The organism is Pseudoalteromonas sp. Ld19, from assembly GCF_045064135.1.
GTDB classification, from domain to species: Bacteria; Pseudomonadota; Gammaproteobacteria; order Enterobacterales; family Alteromonadaceae; genus Pseudoalteromonas; species Pseudoalteromonas aliena.
This window is the reverse complement of the sequence record NZ_JBISHA010000018.1, coordinates 345,129-365,883: the sequence shown is the minus strand read 5'-3', so window position 1 is coordinate 365,883 and position 20,755 is coordinate 345,129. Positions and strand designations below refer to the sequence as shown.

At 40.3% G+C, this 20,755-nt stretch carries 11 protein-coding genes; 4 read left to right on the top strand and 7 right to left on the bottom strand.

Features of this window, described 5'->3' with window-relative positions:
* Positions 1 to 2 precede the first annotated feature (2 nt).
* Entirely contained in the window at positions 3 to 839 is an 837-nt protein-coding gene (locus ACJJVZ_RS09480; RefSeq protein ID WP_405599980.1) for an ABC transporter ATP-binding protein, read from the top strand.
* Positions 836 to 2,080, top strand: coding sequence for a hypothetical protein (locus tag ACJJVZ_RS09475; RefSeq protein WP_405599977.1), 1,245 nt, complete (start codon positions 836 to 838; stop codon positions 2,078 to 2,080). Before ACJJVZ_RS09480 ends, ACJJVZ_RS09475 begins: the two co-directional genes overlap by 4 nt.
* Before the next feature lie 100 nt (positions 2,081 to 2,180).
* Here ACJJVZ_RS09475 and ACJJVZ_RS09470 read toward each other — a convergent pair whose 3' ends face one another.
* Positions 2,181 to 4,034, bottom strand: coding sequence for a serine hydrolase (locus ACJJVZ_RS09470; protein WP_405599975.1), 1,854 nt, complete (start codon positions 4,032 to 4,034; stop codon positions 2,181 to 2,183).
* Positions 4,035 to 4,186: 152 nt separating this feature from the next.
* Here ACJJVZ_RS09470 and ACJJVZ_RS09465 point away from each other — a divergent pair, with 152 nt between their 5' ends.
* Entirely contained in the window at positions 4,187 to 5,962 is a 1,776-nt protein-coding gene (locus ACJJVZ_RS09465) for a histidine kinase (RefSeq protein WP_405599973.1), read from the top strand.
* Positions 5,959 to 6,672, top strand: coding sequence for a LytR/AlgR family response regulator transcription factor (locus ACJJVZ_RS09460; protein WP_405599970.1), 714 nt, complete (start codon positions 5,959 to 5,961; stop codon positions 6,670 to 6,672). Before ACJJVZ_RS09465 ends, ACJJVZ_RS09460 begins: the two co-directional genes overlap by 4 nt.
* 195 nt (positions 6,673 to 6,867) lie before the next feature.
* Here the strand turns inward: ACJJVZ_RS09460 and recD are convergent, their stop codons facing one another.
* The 6 genes from recD to ACJJVZ_RS09430 form a co-directional block, all read right to left on the bottom strand.
* On the bottom strand, positions 6,868 to 8,892 hold the full coding sequence (gene recD, locus ACJJVZ_RS09455) for an exodeoxyribonuclease V subunit alpha (protein ID WP_405599968.1): 2,025 nt from the start codon (positions 8,890 to 8,892) through the stop codon (positions 6,868 to 6,870).
* Entirely contained in the window at positions 8,889 to 12,452 is a 3,564-nt protein-coding gene (gene recB, locus ACJJVZ_RS09450; protein ID WP_405599965.1) for an exodeoxyribonuclease V subunit beta, read from the bottom strand. The genes recD and recB overlap by 4 nt, the downstream gene beginning before the upstream one ends.
* A complete protein-coding gene (recC, locus tag ACJJVZ_RS09445) occupies positions 12,439 to 15,738 on the bottom strand; it encodes an exodeoxyribonuclease V subunit gamma (protein WP_405599963.1) in 3,300 nt (1,099 codons plus the stop codon). The genes recB and recC overlap by 14 nt, the downstream gene beginning before the upstream one ends.
* A 161-nt stretch (positions 15,739 to 15,899) precedes the next feature.
* Positions 15,900 to 16,961: an alkaline phosphatase D family protein gene (locus ACJJVZ_RS09440; RefSeq protein WP_405599960.1), complete on the bottom strand. Its 1,062-nt coding sequence runs from the start codon at positions 16,959 to 16,961 to the stop codon at positions 15,900 to 15,902.
* Entirely contained in the window at positions 16,958 to 18,082 is a 1,125-nt protein-coding gene (locus ACJJVZ_RS09435) for an alkaline phosphatase family protein (RefSeq protein ID WP_193154534.1), read from the bottom strand. The genes ACJJVZ_RS09440 and ACJJVZ_RS09435 overlap by 4 nt, the downstream gene beginning before the upstream one ends.
* Positions 18,083 to 18,164: 82 nt before the next feature.
* Positions 18,165 to 20,534, bottom strand: a complete 2,370-nt coding sequence (locus tag ACJJVZ_RS09430) for a TonB-dependent receptor domain-containing protein (protein ID WP_405599958.1) — start codon at positions 20,532 to 20,534, stop codon at positions 18,165 to 18,167.
* Positions 20,535 to 20,755 lie beyond the last annotated feature (221 nt).

The following is a 20,755-nucleotide window of genomic DNA, read 5'->3' as shown; positions in this document are numbered from 1 at the left end:
GTATGGAACAGCCCCTTCTTAGCTACAGTAATATTTATAAAAGCTATGACCAACGAAGTGTATTAAACAATGTTTCGCTTGCTTTAGAGCCAGGTATGGTCATTGGTTTACTGGGGAAAAATGGTGCAGGTAAAACGACATTATTACGCAGTGCGCTTGGGTTGATAGCACCTGATCAAGGTGAGATACGTGTTTTTGGTGAACCCAGTGATAAGCTCAGCGCACAAAGTAAAGCCCAAATAGGTTATGTGCCACAACAAACATTTGGTTATGAAGGCTTTAAGGTCGCTGATGCTTTGGCACTACACCGCAGCTTTTACCCTACATGGGATCTGCAATTAGAAGCTAAATGGCTCAAACGGTTTGAGCTGGCGACTGATGCTGCAATTAACGACTTATCTATCGGCCAACGTCAAACTTTAGCGCTGATCATGGCTATGGCTTATCATCCCAAATTACTTATTTTAGATGAACCAGTAGCCAGTTTGGATCCAATAGCACGACGCGAGTTTATGGGCGACTTGTTCGACTTAGCATTAGACTCAGGCTCTGGTATTTTATTTTCCTCACATATCACATCCGATATAGAACGTGTAGCCAGTCATATAGCCCTAATAAAAGACGCCGAGCTTATCTTGATTGACGAATTAGATGTCGTACGCGATACCATTAGAAGAGTCAATTTTACAGAGCAAAACATCGATCTAAGTGCCTACCGCGTGCTTAATTTGCAAGCAAACTCAGCCATTATTTATGGCTACCAAGGAGAGCCTATTCCGGGCGCACTTGCCATCAACCATTTATCATTAGAGCAACTATTTGTGGAGCTGCATGGATGATGAATGCAGTAAAACGACCTTGGTATCAGGGTAGTCTAAATTTTTGGTTTAAAGATTTGGGCTGTGCCAGCTACTTAATTCAGGCTATTTTAGCCACAGCCGCATGTATCATTTTCATTCGTGTGGAATCGTTATCAACTATGATGATGATAGTTGCTGTGGTGTGTACTTATTGTGCGCTTGCATGGCAAAGTATCCGAATGCAAGCAACTGAATGGCAATGCTTAGTCGCTGATTACTGCAAACATGTAATGTTTCAAGGTAAAGTCTTTATTGCCTTAATAAACCTAATTCTGTTGTGTAGTATTGCCCTATCGCCTAGCTTAAATAACATCAACATGCTGTTACTAGCAAACATCTTGGGCTTAAGTATTTGGTTTATTTGCCGCGTTACAAGCCACTTATTTACAACATGTTGTTATTTGGCATTCACATTCGCAATTATTATACCCACCTTTTTTGAACACTTACCTTTGTGGTTAATACCATGCTCTTTGCTGGTTTTAAGTCTAATTTTACTATGTAAAAACAAATTAGGTATGCCCTATATATGGCAAGCCGATGCACTTATAAATTACCGCCAAGGACTACAGTCAGGTTGGTCGCCCGTACCAAGTGGAATTTTATCAAATTACGGCACAGCCATAAATAAACAACTATTCCCATTGAGTTATTTTGTTGGCTCTAGTTTATCGCAATACATTATTTTATTAGTGCTCTTTTCTATCATTGCAATAGTGATAAACTTTTTTTATAACATTGCAGAGCATGTATTATTCGCTTTAACATTAATGCTGTTAGCTGCGGTTACGTTATGCCAATGGGCAAAAGCACAACGTTCACAATCGTGGGAATTACTCACCACTTTACCAATTTATAATGGGTGTCACGCAGTTAAAGTTGCCCTTAGTAACAGTGCACTTAAATTTTCATTGTTAATTGGCGTTCTGTGCTTCGTTAGTGCATCTATATTGCTACTGACCCATCAACAATGGCAACTTCTAAATGTTGCAAGTTATGCGATAGCCTGTATAGCAGCTACACTGACAAGCTTTGTTCTTGGCAATGTATTTAAAAATATAAACGTACTGAGTGTTTTATTATGTTTATCGTGTGGCGTGAGTATGGGAACTGTCAATGTAATGATTGAACATGGCGATAGCATATTGAAGCTTTTACTTATTTCACTTTATGCCAGTGTTTTGGCTGTTTTGAACCGCTTTACAATAAAGTACTTATAAACTACTTCAAAAGCCCTTTGCCTTTAGCAATGCTTAGTTTAGCGGGTGTTTATCAAAAAGATTTAACACCCGCTATTCCACATTCTAAATCTATAACTACTTATTGCTTTTTAAGAGTATGTATCATCTTTTGTGCATTTGCATTTTGTGGGTTCAATTGCAAAGATTGCTCATAGTTTGCTATCGCATTAACAGTATCTCCAAAGAGCATGTACGCTTCTGCTAAACTATCAAATGCATTTGCATCATCAGGATATAGATGGCTATAAACCCTAAAAAGCGTTATAGCTACTTGGTAGTCCTTGTTACCTAACGCATTATATCCGGCATTATTAATTGCATTAGCAGAAAGAAGCTTTGAATCAGGATAGTTTTTTTTCCATGCTTTATATGCCTTTAATGTGCTTATAAAATCAGCCTGTTTTGCAACTTCAAAAGGAAGTTGTTCATCTTTTTCAAGTTTGCGCATCGCACGCTCAGTTAAACCACTCCCGACATTATTTAGTACTAAAAAATATTTATTAGATAAGGGGTTCATTACAACACTTATCTGATTAGGGTTATTATCTACAGCAAACATCCCACCTCCTTGATAATGCATTTTAACGCCTTTTTTGTTTTGAAGGGGATCTTCATATATCAAGTCGTTACCGGATTTTGATAATGTAATCGTCACTATTTGATCAAACTGAGATAAATACCTGCCGAGCATTTTCTCTATTTGATGCTTGGAAGGTTTTGCTGTTGCTGAAATTACACGTGCCCATTTCATTTTTTTTATCGTACTGTCAATAAACGCATCTATTGCAGGATTTCTGTGCTCTGTTGTCGCATTCATAAAAACCATAATGCCTTTACCACCTTGCATTGTTGACATAATATGCCCGCCAGTACCAGTGTTTGACCCTCCATGCGAGAACCACTCTAGATTACCTTTAGCCTCAAATCTCATCCAACCCGGTGACCACCCACCTATTTTTTTAAGCGTGTGAATATCCGTTGTGGTACGTGCTACGAATGTTGAAATAACCGACGTTACTTTACCTGCTAGCGCCTTTTGATATTCAATTGTGAATTTGGCCATGTCTTGTGGCGTACTCCATAGCCCAGATGGTGCTATTTGTGGACAAATTGGTATGCCATCTCTTATAACCTGCTGCTGACGATCATGAACCTTCGCAACATTAGTTAAAAATTGTTTATCTCCATTTTGATACATCGTTGTATTTTTCATACCTAATGGATCAAATAGCATCTTTTGAGCTAATGCTTGCAATGGTTTACCGGTTATATCTTCAATCGCAACTTGTACTATCACATACCCTCCGCCACTGTATTGCCAATCAGTGTCAGGGGCAAATAGCATCGAAATCGGACCTTTATATCGTGGTAGCTTTTTACCCTCAAGCACATCTATAAGGGTTGGAATATCATCCCCTAAATGAAAGTCAGCATACCCGCCTTGGCTCATCCCTGCGGTATGCGACAACAACTGCCGAATAGAAAGGTTTTTTGATGACTCAAACACTGATGAAGGTAACGCCCAGCGTTTTAAATAGTTACTCACAGGTGTATCTAAATCTAATTTACCTTGCTCTGCGAGCATTGCTGCAATTGTTGCAGTGACAGGTTTTGCAATAGATGCCGTTGAGAAAGCAGTAAATTGATCAATTTTCTGCTTACTTTTAGTATCTTTAACGCCTGCAAAATTAGTATAAATCACTTTATAATCATCAATAACAGCAAAACTTAGCCCAGGTATTTTGTAGTTATCAATAAACTGCTGATAACTATATTCTTCACCTCTCGGTGACGTAAAAGTAGTTAATTGATGTGTATTACCAGTTATAGATAGTTGCGTTTTTTGAGTGTTAGCGACACACACACTAGCCACAATTAAACTTAGCGCTGCGCAACATTTACTCAAAGTCATGATAGTTTTTTTAATAGCCATAGGAGCATCTCGTTCTGTAAATTAAACCTCAGTGTGGCGCATTAGCCGCCTTAAATAAGCAACTTATGCATGAACGGCTCGTATAATTCCTCAACACCTCGAATGTTTTCCTTTTTTATTGCTAAGATGGGGAATATAAAAGAGGGAACACAATGCTTAAGTATCAGCTCATATTCATTTTATTTTTTACAAGCTTCGCTACCTATGCGCAAGAGCCTGATGCTATCTTTGCCGAGCACTATTATTTAATTGATGATGACGATATTGCTTATTCATTACCTATCGTAAACCGCTCTGTGTGGCAAAAAAATACATTTCACGGCATTAAAAATTCAAAAAATATTCGATGGGTGCAAATGGACTTTAATTTTGAAAAAAAGCCCTCGTCTTCGCTAGGTTTGTTTATTAGTATTTTGGGATCGTTTGAGGCTTATTGGGATGGTGTTTTAATCGGTAAAAATGGCCTTGTAGGTGATTCTCAACACACTGAAGTTGCGGGCCTGATCGATAAAATAATACTGTTGCCTAATACTGCAACTGATAAAGGCACACATACTTTAAGTTTACGTATTTCTAATCAGCGCGTTTCTTCTGAGGTAGATTATGTCTCGTTTACAAGTGCGATAACAGAATATGACTATTTAATACAGCTGCCTTATAAAAAAGCCAGTTTACCGTTGATAATGACCAGCGCCTTACTCTTAATTGCTTTGTACTCATTGATTGTATTTATTACTAGTTACCGCCAACCCAGCTACTTAATATTTAGCATATTATGCTTAAGTATTTTGGTTCTTATTTTTGTAGAATCATGGCGTGGTCTTATGCCTTACCCTTACGATTGGCAAATCCCTCGCTTACAAATAGTTTTAGCATTGTCGTGCTTAATTTCACTGCTTTTCACCTGTTTTTTTGCATGGTTTTTTAAATTATCAAAAACAAATCGTACAATATGGCTAGCATTTGTTATTTGCTTGCAAGCTGTGTTGTTAATCGCGGTTGGTGGATATGACAATAGAAGCTTATATGTATTTTTAGTGGGCGTTTTTAGTGCTGTGTGCATTTGTATCAAAGCTATCATTACGCAACAAGCCAATGCAAAATTAATGGTTTTGGGTTTAGCTCTATTCATTGCACCTATTTTTATAAATAGTTATTCATACATGGATCAGTACTTTTTTCTCTCTTTTGCTGGGTTAATCTTTTTAATGCTCTACACCCTTGCACAAACCATGAGTGCTAATACCAAACAACTTGAACAAAGTAAAATTAATGCAAGTCGCCTTGAGCTTGAATTAGTCAAACGTAATCTACAACCTCACTTTATCTTAAACACATTAACAGCTGTTGAAGAGTGGATTGAAGACTCACCTGCAACAGCGGTAAAATTTATACACGCCTTAGCGGATGAGTTTAGATTTATGGCGCAACTGTCTGCAAAAAAAATAATCAATCTCCAAGATGAAATCGACTTATGCCGTTCCCATTTAAAAGTTATGACATATCGCTCAAATATAAATTACTCCCTAAGAGTGGATATATCTCACCCGAATAACTGCATTCCACCGGGTATTATTTTAACATTAATAGAAAACGCAATTTCGCATAACCATTACCAACAAGGCCATATTACCTTCTTTTTTGAGCAAAAAATAATGAATAACACGCAGTATTTAACGTTTATCGTCCCTATAAATGCGATTACTCATAATTCAAACAAAAATGCTACACAAGAACGTACACAGAATAAAATAGGCGCTGGTATTGGTAATAAATACATAGCAGCAAGGTTAAATGAAAGCTTTTCTAATCAATGGTCTTTATTACAGAATATTGAAAAACAACAATGGGTTACAAAAATATCAACGCCGTTAATAGATTATGATGATCACCGTGCTAATAATAGCAACCTCAAGGATCCCCTATGAAAAAAGTATTAATGGTTGAAGATGAATTTATGGTAGCAAAAAGATTAAAGCGCTTTATTGAGAACGCCTTTGATGAACAAAAAATCGAATTGCATATTTGTACTAATCTTGACGACGCCTACGATTACTTAACCGATCACCCTATTGATGTTTTGTTTTTAGATTTAAACCTGCAAGGTAAAGATGGTTTTGAGTTATTAAAGCACACCCTCTGTGAGAGCTTCCACACAATTATTGTTTCTGCTAATAGCGATCGAGCGATTGACGCGTTTGATATTGGCGTACTCGATTTTGTAGCGAAGCCATTTACTCAAGAGCGTATTAAAAAGGCAATAAACCGGTTACAACAGCAGCATAATGGGGCTAGCAAATACTTAACCTATAAATATTTAGGAAAAATCGAATTACTTCCAATAGAAGATATTCTCTATATCAAAGCTGACGGCCATTACAGTGTGATTGTAACTAAAGCCCAGCAAAACAGAGGCACTAAACAAATTTTACACGATAAGAATTTAGATAAATTACTCACGTTATTGAGCCCAGACTTTATCCGGATACACCGCTCGTATGTATTGCCAATATCTAACATTAAGGCATTACTCAGTGAAGAAGGCAGCAAATATAACGTGCAACTTCATACCGGTGAACAGCTCCCTATAGGCCGTACCAGACTTAGTACCTTAAAGGCTAAAATAAATGGTGAATAACCTAAACTCTGGATAATAAATCTATCTCAAGCAGCTATTTTCAGCGCTAACTGCGTTGAATTTACTTGCAATAGGTCCGCTATTGACGCGTAAATTCGCCTTGTTTTCACTGAAAATCTCTGGCTAAAGAAAATAAATTTAAATATCACCATGATTCAATACGTTAGTAAATCTCTTAACCAGAGTTCAGGTTATTTATAACTTCAATCTTTGATACAAACCCGATGCTCTCGATACGCTTTTATTCATCGCTAGTTGCAGTACTTTTTTATCTGCAACCAGCTCAAAGGTGTTTTTAGCGCGGGTTATGCCCGTATACACTAACTGCCTGTTGATCCCCATACGGGCTTGTTTTAGCGGTGGCAGTACCATAGCGGTGTAGCTAAATTCTGAGCCTTGTGATTTATGAATAGTCATCACATATACTTTATCGTGCGCCGGCAAGCGTGCAGGCGAAAATGCTCGCTGATTACCTTGTTCATCAATAAATATGGCTTTGAGCTGCCCACTTTCATCTGGCATTAAAATGCCAATATCGCCGTTAAATAACTTAAGTTGATAATCGTTTTGGCTCACCATAATAGGCATCCCCGTATAATGATGAGTATTAGGACTTACGGTGATCAAGCCTTGCTGTTGCAATACACGCTCTATTCGTTGATTTAAGCTATGCACGCCGTAATCGCCCTCTCGTACCGCAGCTAAAAGCTGATAACTAGCAAAAGCAGCATGTATCTGTGCAACATTTGCACCTTGGGCGATTAAGTTAAGATACTTTGCATAATGACTCGCAGCACTTTTAACGAGCTTTTCAATCGGTTTTGCTACAAAGTCATAATCTAAAATGATATCGTTAAAACGCCCTTCAGTACTTTGTTGCTCTACGTAATTTAAAATACCGGTGTTATTGGTGTTTACCGCAAGTGCAAGTTGACCAATGCCGCTTTGTGCATCAAATCGATAACTGTGTTGTAAAAAGGCAATGCAATCTGCGAGTTTAAATTGACTCACGCTTTGCGATATGAGCTTAGGCTCATTATTGAAGCATAAACTATTTAGCTCATTACAACGTGCTTGCGAATAACTTGGCGTTTGCCCAAGTGTTAAACCTTGGCATAAATCGCTCATTACGCTGCCGGTATCCACCGAGGCAAGTTGATCTTTATCACCTAAAAGTATTAATCGCGCGTGCACAGGTAGCGCTTCTATTAATTTAGCCATCAGCGATAAATCGACCATACTGGCTTCGTCAATAATCAGCACATCTAAATGCAGCGGATTGCTTTTGTTATGCCTGAATTTATTAGTAAACGGTTTTACGCCCAATAAGCGATGAATAGTTTGAGCGCTTTGCGGTATAAGCGTTTTTATATCATCAGGAATCGTTGTGAGCTTATTTTTAACGCCCAAGATAGACTCACTTAAACGTGCAGCGGCTTTACCTGTAGGGGCCACCAGCTTAATGCTAAGCGGTGCGGTTTTATAAAGCGACTGCAAAATAGCCAGCAACTTAGTCACTGTGGTGGTTTTACCTGTACCTGGGCCACCTGTGATCACACTAAAGCCTTTGGTGGCGGCAATCGCACATGCCACTTTTTGCCAATCAGTTTCAATTGCAGAATCTGCAGGAAAGTAGGTGTGTAAAAGTTCAGCCAATACTTCATTATTAATATTGAGCTTTCGCTCGCTCATGCTTAATAATCTATCAGCAAGTGTTTGCTCATAACCGGCAAGGCGAGCAAAATAAAGCCGGTCGTTAAACAGTTGCAGTGGTTTATTTTCGCCCACGTTTTCATGGCTTTGTAAATAACTAAGCGCTGTGTGTACATTAAAATCATCACTAAACGGGCTTAGCGTACTGGGTACATTGCCATCGAGTTTATTAAAATCACCTTTGCGCAAATTAAAAGGATTGCTCCAATCAACCTCATTTAAGGTTAAGCAGCTATGTTGGCTTTGCTGCGATAAGCACAGCAGTAAAATAATATAAAACAGTTCATTATGTGTTTGCTCTTTGTTATTAGCACACAGTAATTCAGCGAGTTTTACATCAACTACACGTAGTCGATTTTGCGCTAATAAATACTCAAGTAACGGGACTTCGGTAATTGCATTTGCTACAGCCACCTCATCTTGTGGTTCAAGAACATTTAGAGGTTCATCGCTAGACGCTTGATCAATATCGTCAAACAAACCCGGTTGCTCATTTAGCTCGCTCATAGCATGGCTCCTTGGCTAAATAAGCCATCTAAAATAATCACTTGCTCTACAGTCAGCTTTTTAAAGTACACGCCTTGCCCTGCTGGCATCCCGCGTAAAAAAGTGTAATACACACCCCCTAAATGGGTTTCTATTGAGTAATCGGCTATGCGTTGCTTTAATAACCGATGCAGTGCTACGGTGTAAATTAAATACTGTAAATGATACTGATGGCTGCTCATCGCTTGTTCAAGCATGTCGCCTTTGTAATCAGCTGGCGTACTGCCTAAATAATTAGACTTATAATCTAAAATATAATATTTACCTTGGTAGCAAAATATTAAATCGACGAAACCTTTTAATAAACCTTTTACTTGTGAAAATTCAAGCTTACTTTGCGTAAAACCAAAATGTTTAACCAACATTTCGTTTAGCTTAGGTGCACTTAAGCTCTCAAGTGGTAAATTAAACTCCATTTCGACTAGGCAATCATTGGGGGCAAGCACACCCAATGAAAGAAGGCTGTTATCTAAAGAGCACGCAAGAACATCAAGCACCCATTTTTCAGCCACTTCTCGCCATTGCTCACCTATGTGGTATTTTTCAAGGCTGCGCTTAACTACCTCAGATAAGTTTTGCTCGTTATTCGTTGGATGAACTACAGGGCTAGTAAAATCTATTTGTTCAAATATTTCGTGCAAACAGCTACCAGGCTTTGGCCCTTTAGGAAAACTATAAGGTGATGGTAGTTCGTCCTCTTGCACTGCAAACTCGTCTTTTTCGTGATCTTCATCACTTCGCCCTGGGGCTAATTGGTCGCTGTGCTTTTTAAAGCTCAACGCACTAAAGCTGGTTGCTCGCCAATTACGCTCAATAGTTGCCGTTACACTATTAACAGTTAATGTTTGCTGCGCACTTTCACTATTATTAAAACTAAGTGTTCCCTGCTCTAATAATGTGTGTGAGGTAAATTGCTGATAGCCCATCGCGCTATTAGCATCGCAAAACTCACTTAAATGCGTGCGCCATGTTTGGCTACTGGCAAGCTCAAGCCCTGCAAATAAAACGTGTCCTAGTGCACTACTTTGCATAGCTAAGCGACTACTTTGCCCTTGCCCAATGTTATAAACACCCAGTGCACAAAAATGCACAGCCCGCGTGAGAGCTACATAAAGCAGGCGTAAATCTTCAGCTAGGCGCTCTTGCTCTGCTTTTTGAAGTGCATCTTCGTCTTTACTTAAATCGTAAATTAGCTTGCCGTTATCGTGATAAAGCGCTTCTTTTGCTTCGCGATAGCCACTGGCAAACGGCATAAATACCAGTGGGTATTCAAGCCCTTTTGAGGCATGCATAGTGACAATTTTAACTAAGTTGGCGTCACTTTCTAGGCGTACTTGTACTGTTTCACCATCTTGTTGGCTTACCTTTTGTGCAAACCAGCGAAGTAAACGCAGCGTGCCTTCAAGCTCTATCTGTTTTTGCTGAAGTATTTCGCCCAAATGCCTAAAGTCCGTCAGCCAACGCTCTACGTTATACCCTAAACCTTGCCATTTAGCGCTAAGTTGGTTGTGACTCATTAAACGCTCAAGCATAGCCATAGCGCCTTGCTTGTTCCAAATATGACTAAGCTGTGCAAAAAAGTTTAAATGCTCTTGCCATTTATTTTCATCATCGGCGAGTGCGTGTATTTCGTTATAACTTAAACAAAATAACGGGCCAGCTAATACACCGCGCAGCAGTGACTCGTCATATTGCCCATGCAGCGCAGTTAAAAAGTTAAGTAGGTGATGGCTAAGCTCTTGGCTAAAAACGCTCTCGCGCGATAAATACACGCTGGCTATTTTGGCTTCGCTAAGCGCTTTTTTCATTATTTGTGCTTCAACACGGTCGCGCACTAATATACAAATATCGGCAGCGCTTACAGGGGTACTGCCAATACACGCATCCCCCTGTTTTGCTTTTTCAAGCAGGGTGACTATTTTATTAGCAAAGTGAGTGGCTAAATGTGCTTGCCCTACACCTTTGTTGGTTGGTTTGTTTTTTTCGTCTGCGGCTTCATCCACAAATACATTAAATTCGAATGCGGTAGCGGGTTTGCCATCAATTAAAAAAGAGTCATCCGCTTTTTTACCTTTAGCAGCTACTGCGTTAAACGGTATGGCGTCGTTATAAATAAAGCTGTTAGCGTGTTTGCCAAATAAACTATTAACGCTATTGACTATATCGGTGCTTGAGCGAAAGTTAGTACCCAGCGTAAATTGCTGTTCAGTCTGCACTGCCTCTTTTGCGCCAATATAGGTAAAAATATCCGCCCCCCTAAAGCCATAAATAGCCTGTTTGGGGTCGCCTATCATGGCAAGCGTGGTATTTTGTTGCCCATAAATTTCACTAAAAATACCGTACTGAATCGGATCGGTATCTTGAAATTCATCAATCATGGCAACCGGAAACAACTGCGCAATTTTTTGCGCTAGTACGTCGCCTTGCTCGTTATTAAGCGCACTGTGTAAATTGGTCAATAAATCATCGGGAGTGATCACACTTTGCTCTTGCTTGCGCTTAACTATGGCGGCTTTTACCCAGCGTGCTGCATGTTGTATAACTGCTATTTTGAGCCCTTGGTTTATGGTGTTATTAAGGGCGGCAAGCTCGTCAAATTGACTCAGTAATGGATGCACAAATAATGGCTGATTTTTTTTATAATTGCCTGCATCGCTTAGGTTTTCTGTACTCCACACTTCAAACGAATACTTGTTAGTGCCAAATTCAAAAAACAAATCGCCGCCTAAACAAAATGCTTCAAGCGCTGCAAGGCTGCCTTTTCGAGCTGGCGTTTTAGACCCGCTTAAACCCGAGCTTTTAATGGCACCTATAAACTCTTGCTCTAACACTGCTTTTTTAAATGCAGGTACACAGGTTATGTACTCGTCACGCGCTTTCCATACATCCTCTAAATTTATTTGTGGCGTAATGTGTGCATTGGCTTTATTTAAAATACTGGCCACTTGAGCAAATAACGACTCTGGTGCGGCAAATACATCTAAAATAGCATCGGTGCGTTCTTTATTAAGTGGGTATACAAACGCACGCCAAAAATCTTTAATGGTTTCGAGCAGTATGTCGCGCTCGTCCAAAATAAACTCGAGATTAAACGCCACTCCCGACTCAAACGCATGTTGTTTTAGCATCCGCTGACAAAAGCCATGAATGGTAAAAATAGCGGCTTCGTCCATCGATTTAGCAGCTGCATCGAGTAAATCAAACGCGCGGTGCTTATCATCAATGGCGGCAATTACGCCTTCAATGAGTTCGTCGTCTGGGTCTTGCCCAAGTAGTGCATCGCGCGCAGCAATAATTCGGCTGCGTACGCGGTCTTTAATTTCTTGGGTAGCAGCGTCGGTAAATGTCACCACTAAGATTTGCTCAACACTGAGCGGCGTATTTAGCTCACCTTCTATTTGCATACCTAGTAAGTAACGTAAATACAGCCCCGTAATTGTATAGGTTTTACCTGTACCCGCACTGGCTTCTATTAAACTTTGACCAATGAGCGGCATAGTAAGAGGATTAAGCGCTTGCATGGTTACTCTCCTTTGCGTGTTCAAATAAAGGCGTGAGCAATTTATCACTCCATTTTATAAATTCTTCTTGGCAGTCGTTTAGCGATTGCACCGTTAAGCGAATATACGGATTTTCGCCCTCGCCTCGCCCTATGTATTGCGGGCTAAATTTGCTCATTGCTTTTATTATATCGCCGCCACTTTTAACGTACTCATACCCACTTACCGGAAAAAACGGCACCGGCTCTGCGCGCAGCGCTTTGTATAACTCAAACCAATCGGCTAATAGTGCATCCGCATCGGCTTTGTTTATGGGCGCAAAGGTAATTTGCTTATCAAGCCCAAGTAACAATGTTTCTACTTGTTGATCCATACTTTGCGCTGCAAGGTGATAAATAAAGCCTTTAATTAAATCTTTGGCTTTAATACTCGCGCTGCGATAAAACACTTGTTTTTGCAAATAAACATGATTGAGCCAGCCTTCTATTTTGGTGCCTTCAATGGTAAGCAAAACTTCTATCTGCTCACTTTTCCCGCCTTTAATGTGCTCTTTAACCAGCCCTGCAAGCGCGTCAACTCGGTGCTCCATACTTTCAAATATGAGGCTGCCAACATTGGCTTGAGGTAACTCACCCCGCTGCAGTATTTGCTCGGTACTTAGTGGATGCTCGTTTATATTGGCTTTAAGTATTTCATCAAGGTAAAAATAACGGCGCAGTGCATCTAGGCTAAAGGGTTCTTCGTCTTTTGCTACTTCGTTAAATTGTGGCAGGCGCAAACCTAATGTTTGTTGATAAAAGCTCTCTTGTGCGCTGCACACACTTTTAATAAACACATCAAGATCTAACTGCTCTGGCACAACAACATCAAGCGCGGTAACTGGCTCTGGTTTAATTGACTCACTTGGCAGCCAAATTGGATTGTAACTGTGGTTACTCAGCACAGTATTGGATTGTTCATCGGCTAAATAATAATGGCTATTAAAGGGCTGTAAATGCTGCTGATTGATTAGACATTCTGGCAGTGTTTTTTCGCTTTTCTCGCTTAATACAAAGCTACGCCCAATATATTCTAACAGCTCGCTTACAAGGGTTGATGGCATGCGCGGTTGGTTATCAAAACACGAACGACCAATGTAACTCATGTATAAGTTGTCGCGGGCACTCAGTAGTGCTTCTAAAAATAAGTAGCGGTCATCTAATTTACGTGATCGGTCACCTTTTTGCTTTTTAGAGTAAGGCACTAGGTCAAAACCAATAGGTTGTACGTTACGTGGGTAGTCGGCATCGTTTAAACCCAGCATACACACCACTTTAAATGGCACGGCGCGCATGGGCATCAATGTACAAAAGTTTACTTGCCCAACTAAAAACCGCTGGCCTACGCCTTTTTCTTGAATGCCTTGTCTAATTAAGTAACTAACAATACGCTGCGAAACCGCTTTACTGTAATCGCCGTTGTCGTGGTGCTTTTGTAACTCTTCCAGCACGTTTTGCAGTACTAATAAATCCCAGCTGTCGTCGCTTTCACTTTCGTATATCGCGTTTAATAGCTCGCTTAAAATATGCGCTTTATTAGTGAGCGTATCGTCGAGCGTTAACTGCTCTTTAAAGCTTTGCAGTACATCAATAAAGTGCACGAGCTTATTGAGTGTATCAAGCGCCATGCCTTCTACTTCATCGGCGCTGTAAATACCGTTAAACGGGCATTGCTCGTCGCGCATGGCAATGCCAAGCAACAAACGATTGAGCCCATGTTGCCAGGTATTTAAATCGATAGCGGGTAAATCAAAGCTGCTTTTATGCGCTGCGTTTATGCCCCATTTAACCCCTACACGTTCAAGCCAGTATTGAATTTGCTCGTATTCGTGTGCTTCAAGCCCAAACTTTTCGGCTATTTGCGTCACTTGTAATAAATCGAGAATATCCGACACACCAAAGCGCGAAAACGGTAAGTTAGCTAAACTCGCAAATGAGCTAAGGACAGGCTTTTCTTGCTCTATGGCTAAATCGGCCAATGCGTAAGGGATAAAGCGGCTACCTTGTGCTCCACCAAATACGGCTTCAATGTAAGGGCTGTAAGTGCCTACATCGGGCATCATGACGATTATGTCTTTAGGGGTAAGCGCTGGGTTTTGATTAAATAAGTTAAGTAAGTAGTCGTGCAAGCGCTCAACTTCTCTAAGCGGTGTATGGCAATCGCTGAGCGTAATGCTGGTGTCGGTTGCGCTGATTGGTAACTTACCTTCGTCGTTTATAAACCACTCTTTGTTATCACTCAGCGATTCACCTTTAAACGCAAGCTGATAAATCTCACTTTGTACTTGCCCTAGTAAGGTGTCGTCAAACACATCAATAAAACCATCAATCCAACGGGCATCTAACTGTACAAGTTGTTCAAAATAGTCGCGACCTAATTTACCCCACGACGACAATAACGGATTACCAATAAAGTAGTACTCTTCATCTGGATTGGCTTGTTTTTTTTGTTGTGCTTCCACCAGCGGCATTTTAGCGTATTTAGCGCTTATTTTAGCCGCTGTTTTTTCATCTATGATATCGCCCCAGTAATGCTCACTCGGGTTAAAAAAGAATAATATAACCTCGGTTTTTTTACTCAGTGCTTCAAACACCTCAAGCTGGGAGCTGGCAATCGCCGATATACCAAATAAGCTAATGCGTTGTGGCAGTAAACTATTATCCATCGTCTCAAGTGCTGCAAGTAATTGCCCTTGCATATTAGCGCGATGAAATTGGCTTTGCCCAAGCTCTTGGCTTAGTTTTACAATGCGTCGCCATAAATCAGGTTGCCATGGCGCAATGGTTACATCTACATCATCAAGCTCATCTTTGCCGCTATCCCATGTGGCTATCCAGTGCGGTCGGTACATTAAATATTGGTCGTACACATCCGCTATTTTTTCGCACAACGCAAAGGTTTTTTGCCCGTCTATATCGCCCTCTAAATAGGTTTTTAGCGGCAAATATAATGGCTCGTCAATACAGTTTGGTAAAATTGCAAACAGTTTCCAAGCAAGGTTAGGTTTATTGAATGCCGACTCTTTAGGGACATTTGGTAGCAATTGCTGATACAACTGCCAAATAAAGCTCGATGGCAGCGGAAAATCTACCTGCGCTGCGACCCCTAAGTTTTCGCTCAAACCTATTTTTAACCACTGCGACATACCCGGCGATTGCACTAGCACTACTTCTTTGTCGAACAGGCTTTGCAATGGGTTAACTTTTAACAGCTGGTGGAACTGCGCTTGCAGGGCTTCCATACGGTTTGATTGAATAATATTTAGCATATAACACTGACCTTGCTTGAGATAAAACCAGTGTAAGATATTTTCAATATTAGGGGTAGCGCAAACGGGTAATTGCCATTAATAAATCAGAGAGTTAAGAACTAATTTACAGATTTTTATACGCACAGCATTTATTTTATATACTGCGCGTAGTAGTGAGTTTATTTATAAGGGCTAATACTTGATAAACTAAAGTCACTTTGCATTATTACTTCGCCATCAATGCCTTTTAATTTAAGTGAAATAGCGGGATCAGTTTGCTGCCAGTTTATGCTTAAATCACCATAATTTACGTTATGAGTAAAATCCCCTACTCGGTGTTTGTTAGGACTGACGTCTTTCCATTTTTCAGTTAAGCCAGAGCTGGTCATCTCAATTAATGGGTAATCAAGGTTTTGCTGATACTTTGATATTTCACCCCAGTGCGTATCGCCGCTGATGATCACTACCCCATTTACTTTATGCTTTTTAATCAAGGCAAATAAACGGTTTCTATCTTCAGGAAAGTTTGCCCATGATTCCCAACCTGTAAAATCGGGTAAAAGCTGTAAGCTTGAGGCGATTAATTTTATTGCAGCGGGCTTTTTAAGCGCTTGCTCAAGCCATTGCCACTGCGCTTCACCTAACATTGATGCGTCCTTTACTTCACTGGGACTATATGGGCCTTGGTTATTAAGTTTGCGCTTAGTGTAATACTCAAGCTCGCTTACATGGTTTAGCGCATCACGGTTCCAACGCAAATCAGGCATTATTACTTGTATGGTTTGCTCATTTTCACCATACATGTACGAGGTATAAATTCCATCAGGGCGAGTGCGACGCGCTGAGTTTGCAGGTTCATCCCAAAAATTAAGCATAATTTGGCGTGATTGCTCTTTATGCGAATACTCTTTACCTGCATCGTTTTGACCATAATCGTGGTCATCCCACATAGCAATAATAGGCGTTTGCGCTTTTAACGTTTTAAAACCAGGCTTTGCCCCTAAACGTTGGTACTTATTGGCAAGTACATCCATATCGTTGGTATCGCCGTAAATATTGTCACCCAGAAATATAAACAAATCCCCTTGCTCTTTATTAATTGCATTAAATATGGGAATGTTTTTATCTTGATGCCCACACGAACCAAACAGGATTTTAGATGGCGCTGCCATTGCATTGCCACTAATTACAAGCGCGATCAAAAGCGCTGGTTGAGTCAATGCATTTAGTAGATGTTTCATTTTAAAATCTCGTTAATGGCAGGTGCCATAGCAGGGTTAATAGTGTGTGGATTTTGCCCTAATGCTTTTAAAACAGTGGCAGCAACTTGCGCTTGTTTAAACTCATTTTTAGTTTTAATTAGACCACTGCCTTTAATGGCGGGTCCAATGGCTGCAAGCCAAATATATTCAGAGCCAATAATCCCCTCAGGAAACGCCTTTTTTCCCTGTGCCGATTTAGCCAATGCACGCTTAGAGCTGTGATGTTGCCAGTCATCGGCGTTGCTGCCACGGCCATGATCAGTGGTAATAATAAGGGTGGTGTTATTTTTATAACCTGCTGTAGTTTGAATGGTTGCCCATAAGTCTTTTATAAACGCGTCACTTTGCCTCGCCGATCTAAGGTATTGATCGTAGTGACCATCATGCGCAAAGTCATCGGTTTCGCCTAAACTTATAACTAGCAATTTAGGTGTTTTAGCCAACATATAGGCTTTAGCAAAACGATAGGTAAAACTATCTAGGCGCACGTTATGCCAAGGGCTGGGGATTTCTTTTTGTAACGCATTTAACAGTGGCGCATCTGCAAATAAATCCTCTGCAACGGGCATAAACCCCGCGTTTACATAAACATCGCTGCGCTTATTATTTACAATGTATGGGAATACATCCCAGCTACCAAATAAAGCAGTGCTGTTTTTAAACTCCGGTAACGTATCTAAACGCTCTAAAATAGTTTTATTTGGGTTGAGGACCTTGTCGTTACTGTTAATGTTTTCGTCAACTTCGCCAGTGAGAATCTCATTATATCCTGGGTATGAAAAATACCACGGATTACTGACCGACATAGTAGAGCCATTAGCCCTATCGCCAATAATTACGCCTTGTTTAGCCACTACTTGCGTTAAAAAAGGCATTAGTAATTGCTGGCGCTCATTTACCGTTTTTGCCCAAAATTGCGTATTTAATTGCTCTGGCTCTTTAACAAAATCAGTATTATTAATTAAGTTTTTATCAGCCCCATTAAATACTTCTTGCCAGCGTACACCATCAAGCGTTACCAGCACTACATTTTGCGCTGCTACAAAGTTACTTACTAATACACTTAAGCTAAATACTGTTACTTTTATAATCGTTTTCATCGTGTTTTTGCGCCCTTTCATATAACAAAGCCCATCAGTGATGGGCTTTATTTTAATTCAATTGCTAATCCTAAACTTTAACTTAAAAGTGAGCAGTGAATGTCACGGCAGCAGTGCGAGGTGCACCAATAAAGTATGTAGAACCATTACCAGTACCACCAGCTAAATAGCTTTTATCTGTAACGTTATAAACAACTAACGATATATCAATTGCTTTAAATGGGCCCGCATCTACATCAGTAGAGTAGCCCGCATTAAAATCAAGTACCGTGTAGCCATCTACTTTGTTTCGCGAGCGTGTGTTTTCATCATTCCATGCACCTAAACGCTCACCAGTGTACTTAGCAGATAGACCAATACGAAAGCCGTCGCTAAAGTAATCTGTAGACACGACAAATAAATCTTCTGATGAATCAATTATGCTATCGCCATTTCTAAAGCTAGGTGCTACGTCGTTACCATTTTCATCTTTTAGTAATAAACCTTGCGAATCGTATGCACTTGGATCATCAGACGTATACTCTGAGCTGCTATTAGTATAAGACGAGTACAGGTTCCAGCTTGGTGTTAACATATAGCTTGCTGATAATTCTAGGCCCGCTGAATCAATACCACCCACATTAAGATAAGCGCCATTAGTTCCGATGCTGTAATCAATCCCATCTGAACCACTACCTGGTGCAATAAACGTAATACGATTATCAAACTTAACGCTATAGGCTGTTGCTGTAAGCGATAATCTATCGGTTTGGTAGCGCACACCAAAATCAATATTTTCAGCTGTTTCTGGCTCTATCTCAGTAAGTGTCGAGCTGTCTCGTTCAAGTACACCATCTTTAATTGCTGCAAAATTCTCACTGTAGCTGGCAAATAATTCAGTGCTATTATTTAGCTGATACAGCACGCCACCACTGAGTAAAACATCCGAATCGCTATCTACTTTATCTGAGCTTTCATTAGCAAAGTGATCGTACTTTTGTAGCTCAACTAAATACTGCTTAGCACCAATATTTAACGTTAAATCACCGAAGTTAATCGAATCTTGTAAATACCATTTAAAAGTATCGGTCTCAAAGGTATTTTTGTATTGTGTCCAGTAAGGTGTGCTATCAAAATGGTGATAAATACGCGCATCAATAACTTTGTGCCAATCACGTGATTCATCACGCTCGCTTTGTTCGTACCAAAAACCCGCTTCTATATCATGCATGCCAAACGTAGCTTGGTAGTTTGCTGTAACGCCTAAACGCTCTTTGTTGTAATGTGTATGGCGATAAGACATAACGGGTGTTGCTGTGGCATCGTAGCACGCAGGATTTAAACTAGGGCCTGACGCCCATGGCCAACTTAAGCTTGCTGTACACCCCTCATTTGGTGCAAGTGGGTTGCCTTCGCTATCAGCAAAACCATAACTACCCGCACTTTTACCGCCTTGAGTTGTTGCATTGCCATTTTCATCAACAGGTGTTTCTAGATAAGGAGGGATCCAATCACCACGGCCTGAGTTTTTATGATAATAAGGGCTCACTGTTAATAGTGACGTTGGTGAAATCGCGTACTCGAACTTTAAATAACCTAAGGTATTTTCACGGAGCGTCCCCCAACCTTCTGCAAACATTTGGTCAAAATGCGGAACCCCTGTCCAGTTCCATGTGAGCTGATCCCAATCGGGTGTTTGTTCAAACTGTTTAAGGCTTACACTGTTGTAGTTTGTTTCATTTACGTCGTCGTAAGATAAACGTCCAGTAATTGTTAAATCCGCAAGCGTTGTTACCGATTTAATCTCTGCATGTTGGTTATCTTTACCCCCATTACTACCCGAGCCAACCCAGCGACTTGTGTTAGTTTGTGAGTAACTTGCATATGCCTGAGTATTATTAAAAACAGTGCCCGTTTCGTGTTTAACATAATAACGAGTGGCATCGTGGCTGCCTGAGGTATAAGCAAAAGTAGTGCCTTTTTCAAGGCTTGGTGCTTTACTTACAAAATTAAATGTTCCGCCGAGAGCTTCAAGTGATGCCGATTTAATATCAGACGTACCTTGACCAACCTCGACCGTTGCTAAGTTTTCGCTCTCTAAATATCGATTTGCTTTTGCGCCACCGCCATAATTAGAACCACCATTTGGAATACCATCAACCGTCATACCTAACTGCTGTTGATTACCATCAATACTAAAACCACGCATAGTAATTGTTGTAGACCAATCGTCACCGCCAAATGCATCGCCTTCGTTTATGCTAATACCTGGTAAGTTATCTATTACTGATAATATGCTCGATACCGAACTTTGTTGCTCAAGCATTGCAGGCTCAATCACATTATTAGCATAACTAGTTGGCTTAGCGACAACGGTTACTTCCTCTATTGTGCTGTCGTTAGCATAAGCTGATGTTGATACAGCCATGGCAATTGCCATGCTCAAAATCGATTTACTTTTTAAAGCGTACATTGTTGTCCCGTTTGGTAATAAACCTGAACTCTGGATAATAAATCTATCTCGAGCAGCTATTTTCAGCGCTAACTGCGTTGAATTTACTTGCAATAGGCCAGCTATTGACGCGTAAATTCGCCTTGTTTTCACTGAAAACCTCTGGCTAGAGAAAATAAATTTAAATATCTCCATAATTCAATGCGTTAGTAAACTTCTTAACCAGAGCTCAGGTTAATAAT

Coding starts and splice junctions, on each gene's coding strand:
- ACJJVZ_RS09480 (WP_405599980.1), top strand. CDS start 3: ATGGAACAGCCCCTTCTTAGCTACAGTAATATTTATAAAAGCTATGAC.
- ACJJVZ_RS09475 (WP_405599977.1), top strand. CDS start 836: ATGATGAATGCAGTAAAACGACCTTGGTATCAGGGTAGTCTAAATTTT.
- ACJJVZ_RS09470 (WP_405599975.1), bottom strand. CDS start 4,034: ATGGCTATTAAAAAAACTATCATGACTTTGAGTAAATGTTGCGCAGCG.
- ACJJVZ_RS09465 (WP_405599973.1), top strand. CDS start 4,187: ATGCTTAAGTATCAGCTCATATTCATTTTATTTTTTACAAGCTTCGCT.
- ACJJVZ_RS09460 (WP_405599970.1), top strand. CDS start 5,959: ATGAAAAAAGTATTAATGGTTGAAGATGAATTTATGGTAGCAAAAAGA.
- recD (WP_405599968.1), bottom strand. CDS start 8,892: ATGAGCGAGCTAAATGAGCAACCGGGTTTGTTTGACGATATTGATCAA.
- recB (WP_405599965.1), bottom strand. CDS start 12,452: ATGCAAGCGCTTAATCCTCTTACTATGCCGCTCATTGGTCAAAGTTTA.
- recC (WP_405599963.1), bottom strand. CDS start 15,738: ATGCTAAATATTATTCAATCAAACCGTATGGAAGCCCTGCAAGCGCAG.
- ACJJVZ_RS09440 (WP_405599960.1), bottom strand. CDS start 16,961: ATGAAACATCTACTAAATGCATTGACTCAACCAGCGCTTTTGATCGCG.
- ACJJVZ_RS09435 (WP_193154534.1), bottom strand. CDS start 18,082: ATGAAAACGATTATAAAAGTAACAGTATTTAGCTTAAGTGTATTAGTA.
- ACJJVZ_RS09430 (WP_405599958.1), bottom strand. CDS start 20,534: ATGTACGCTTTAAAAAGTAAATCGATTTTGAGCATGGCAATTGCCATG.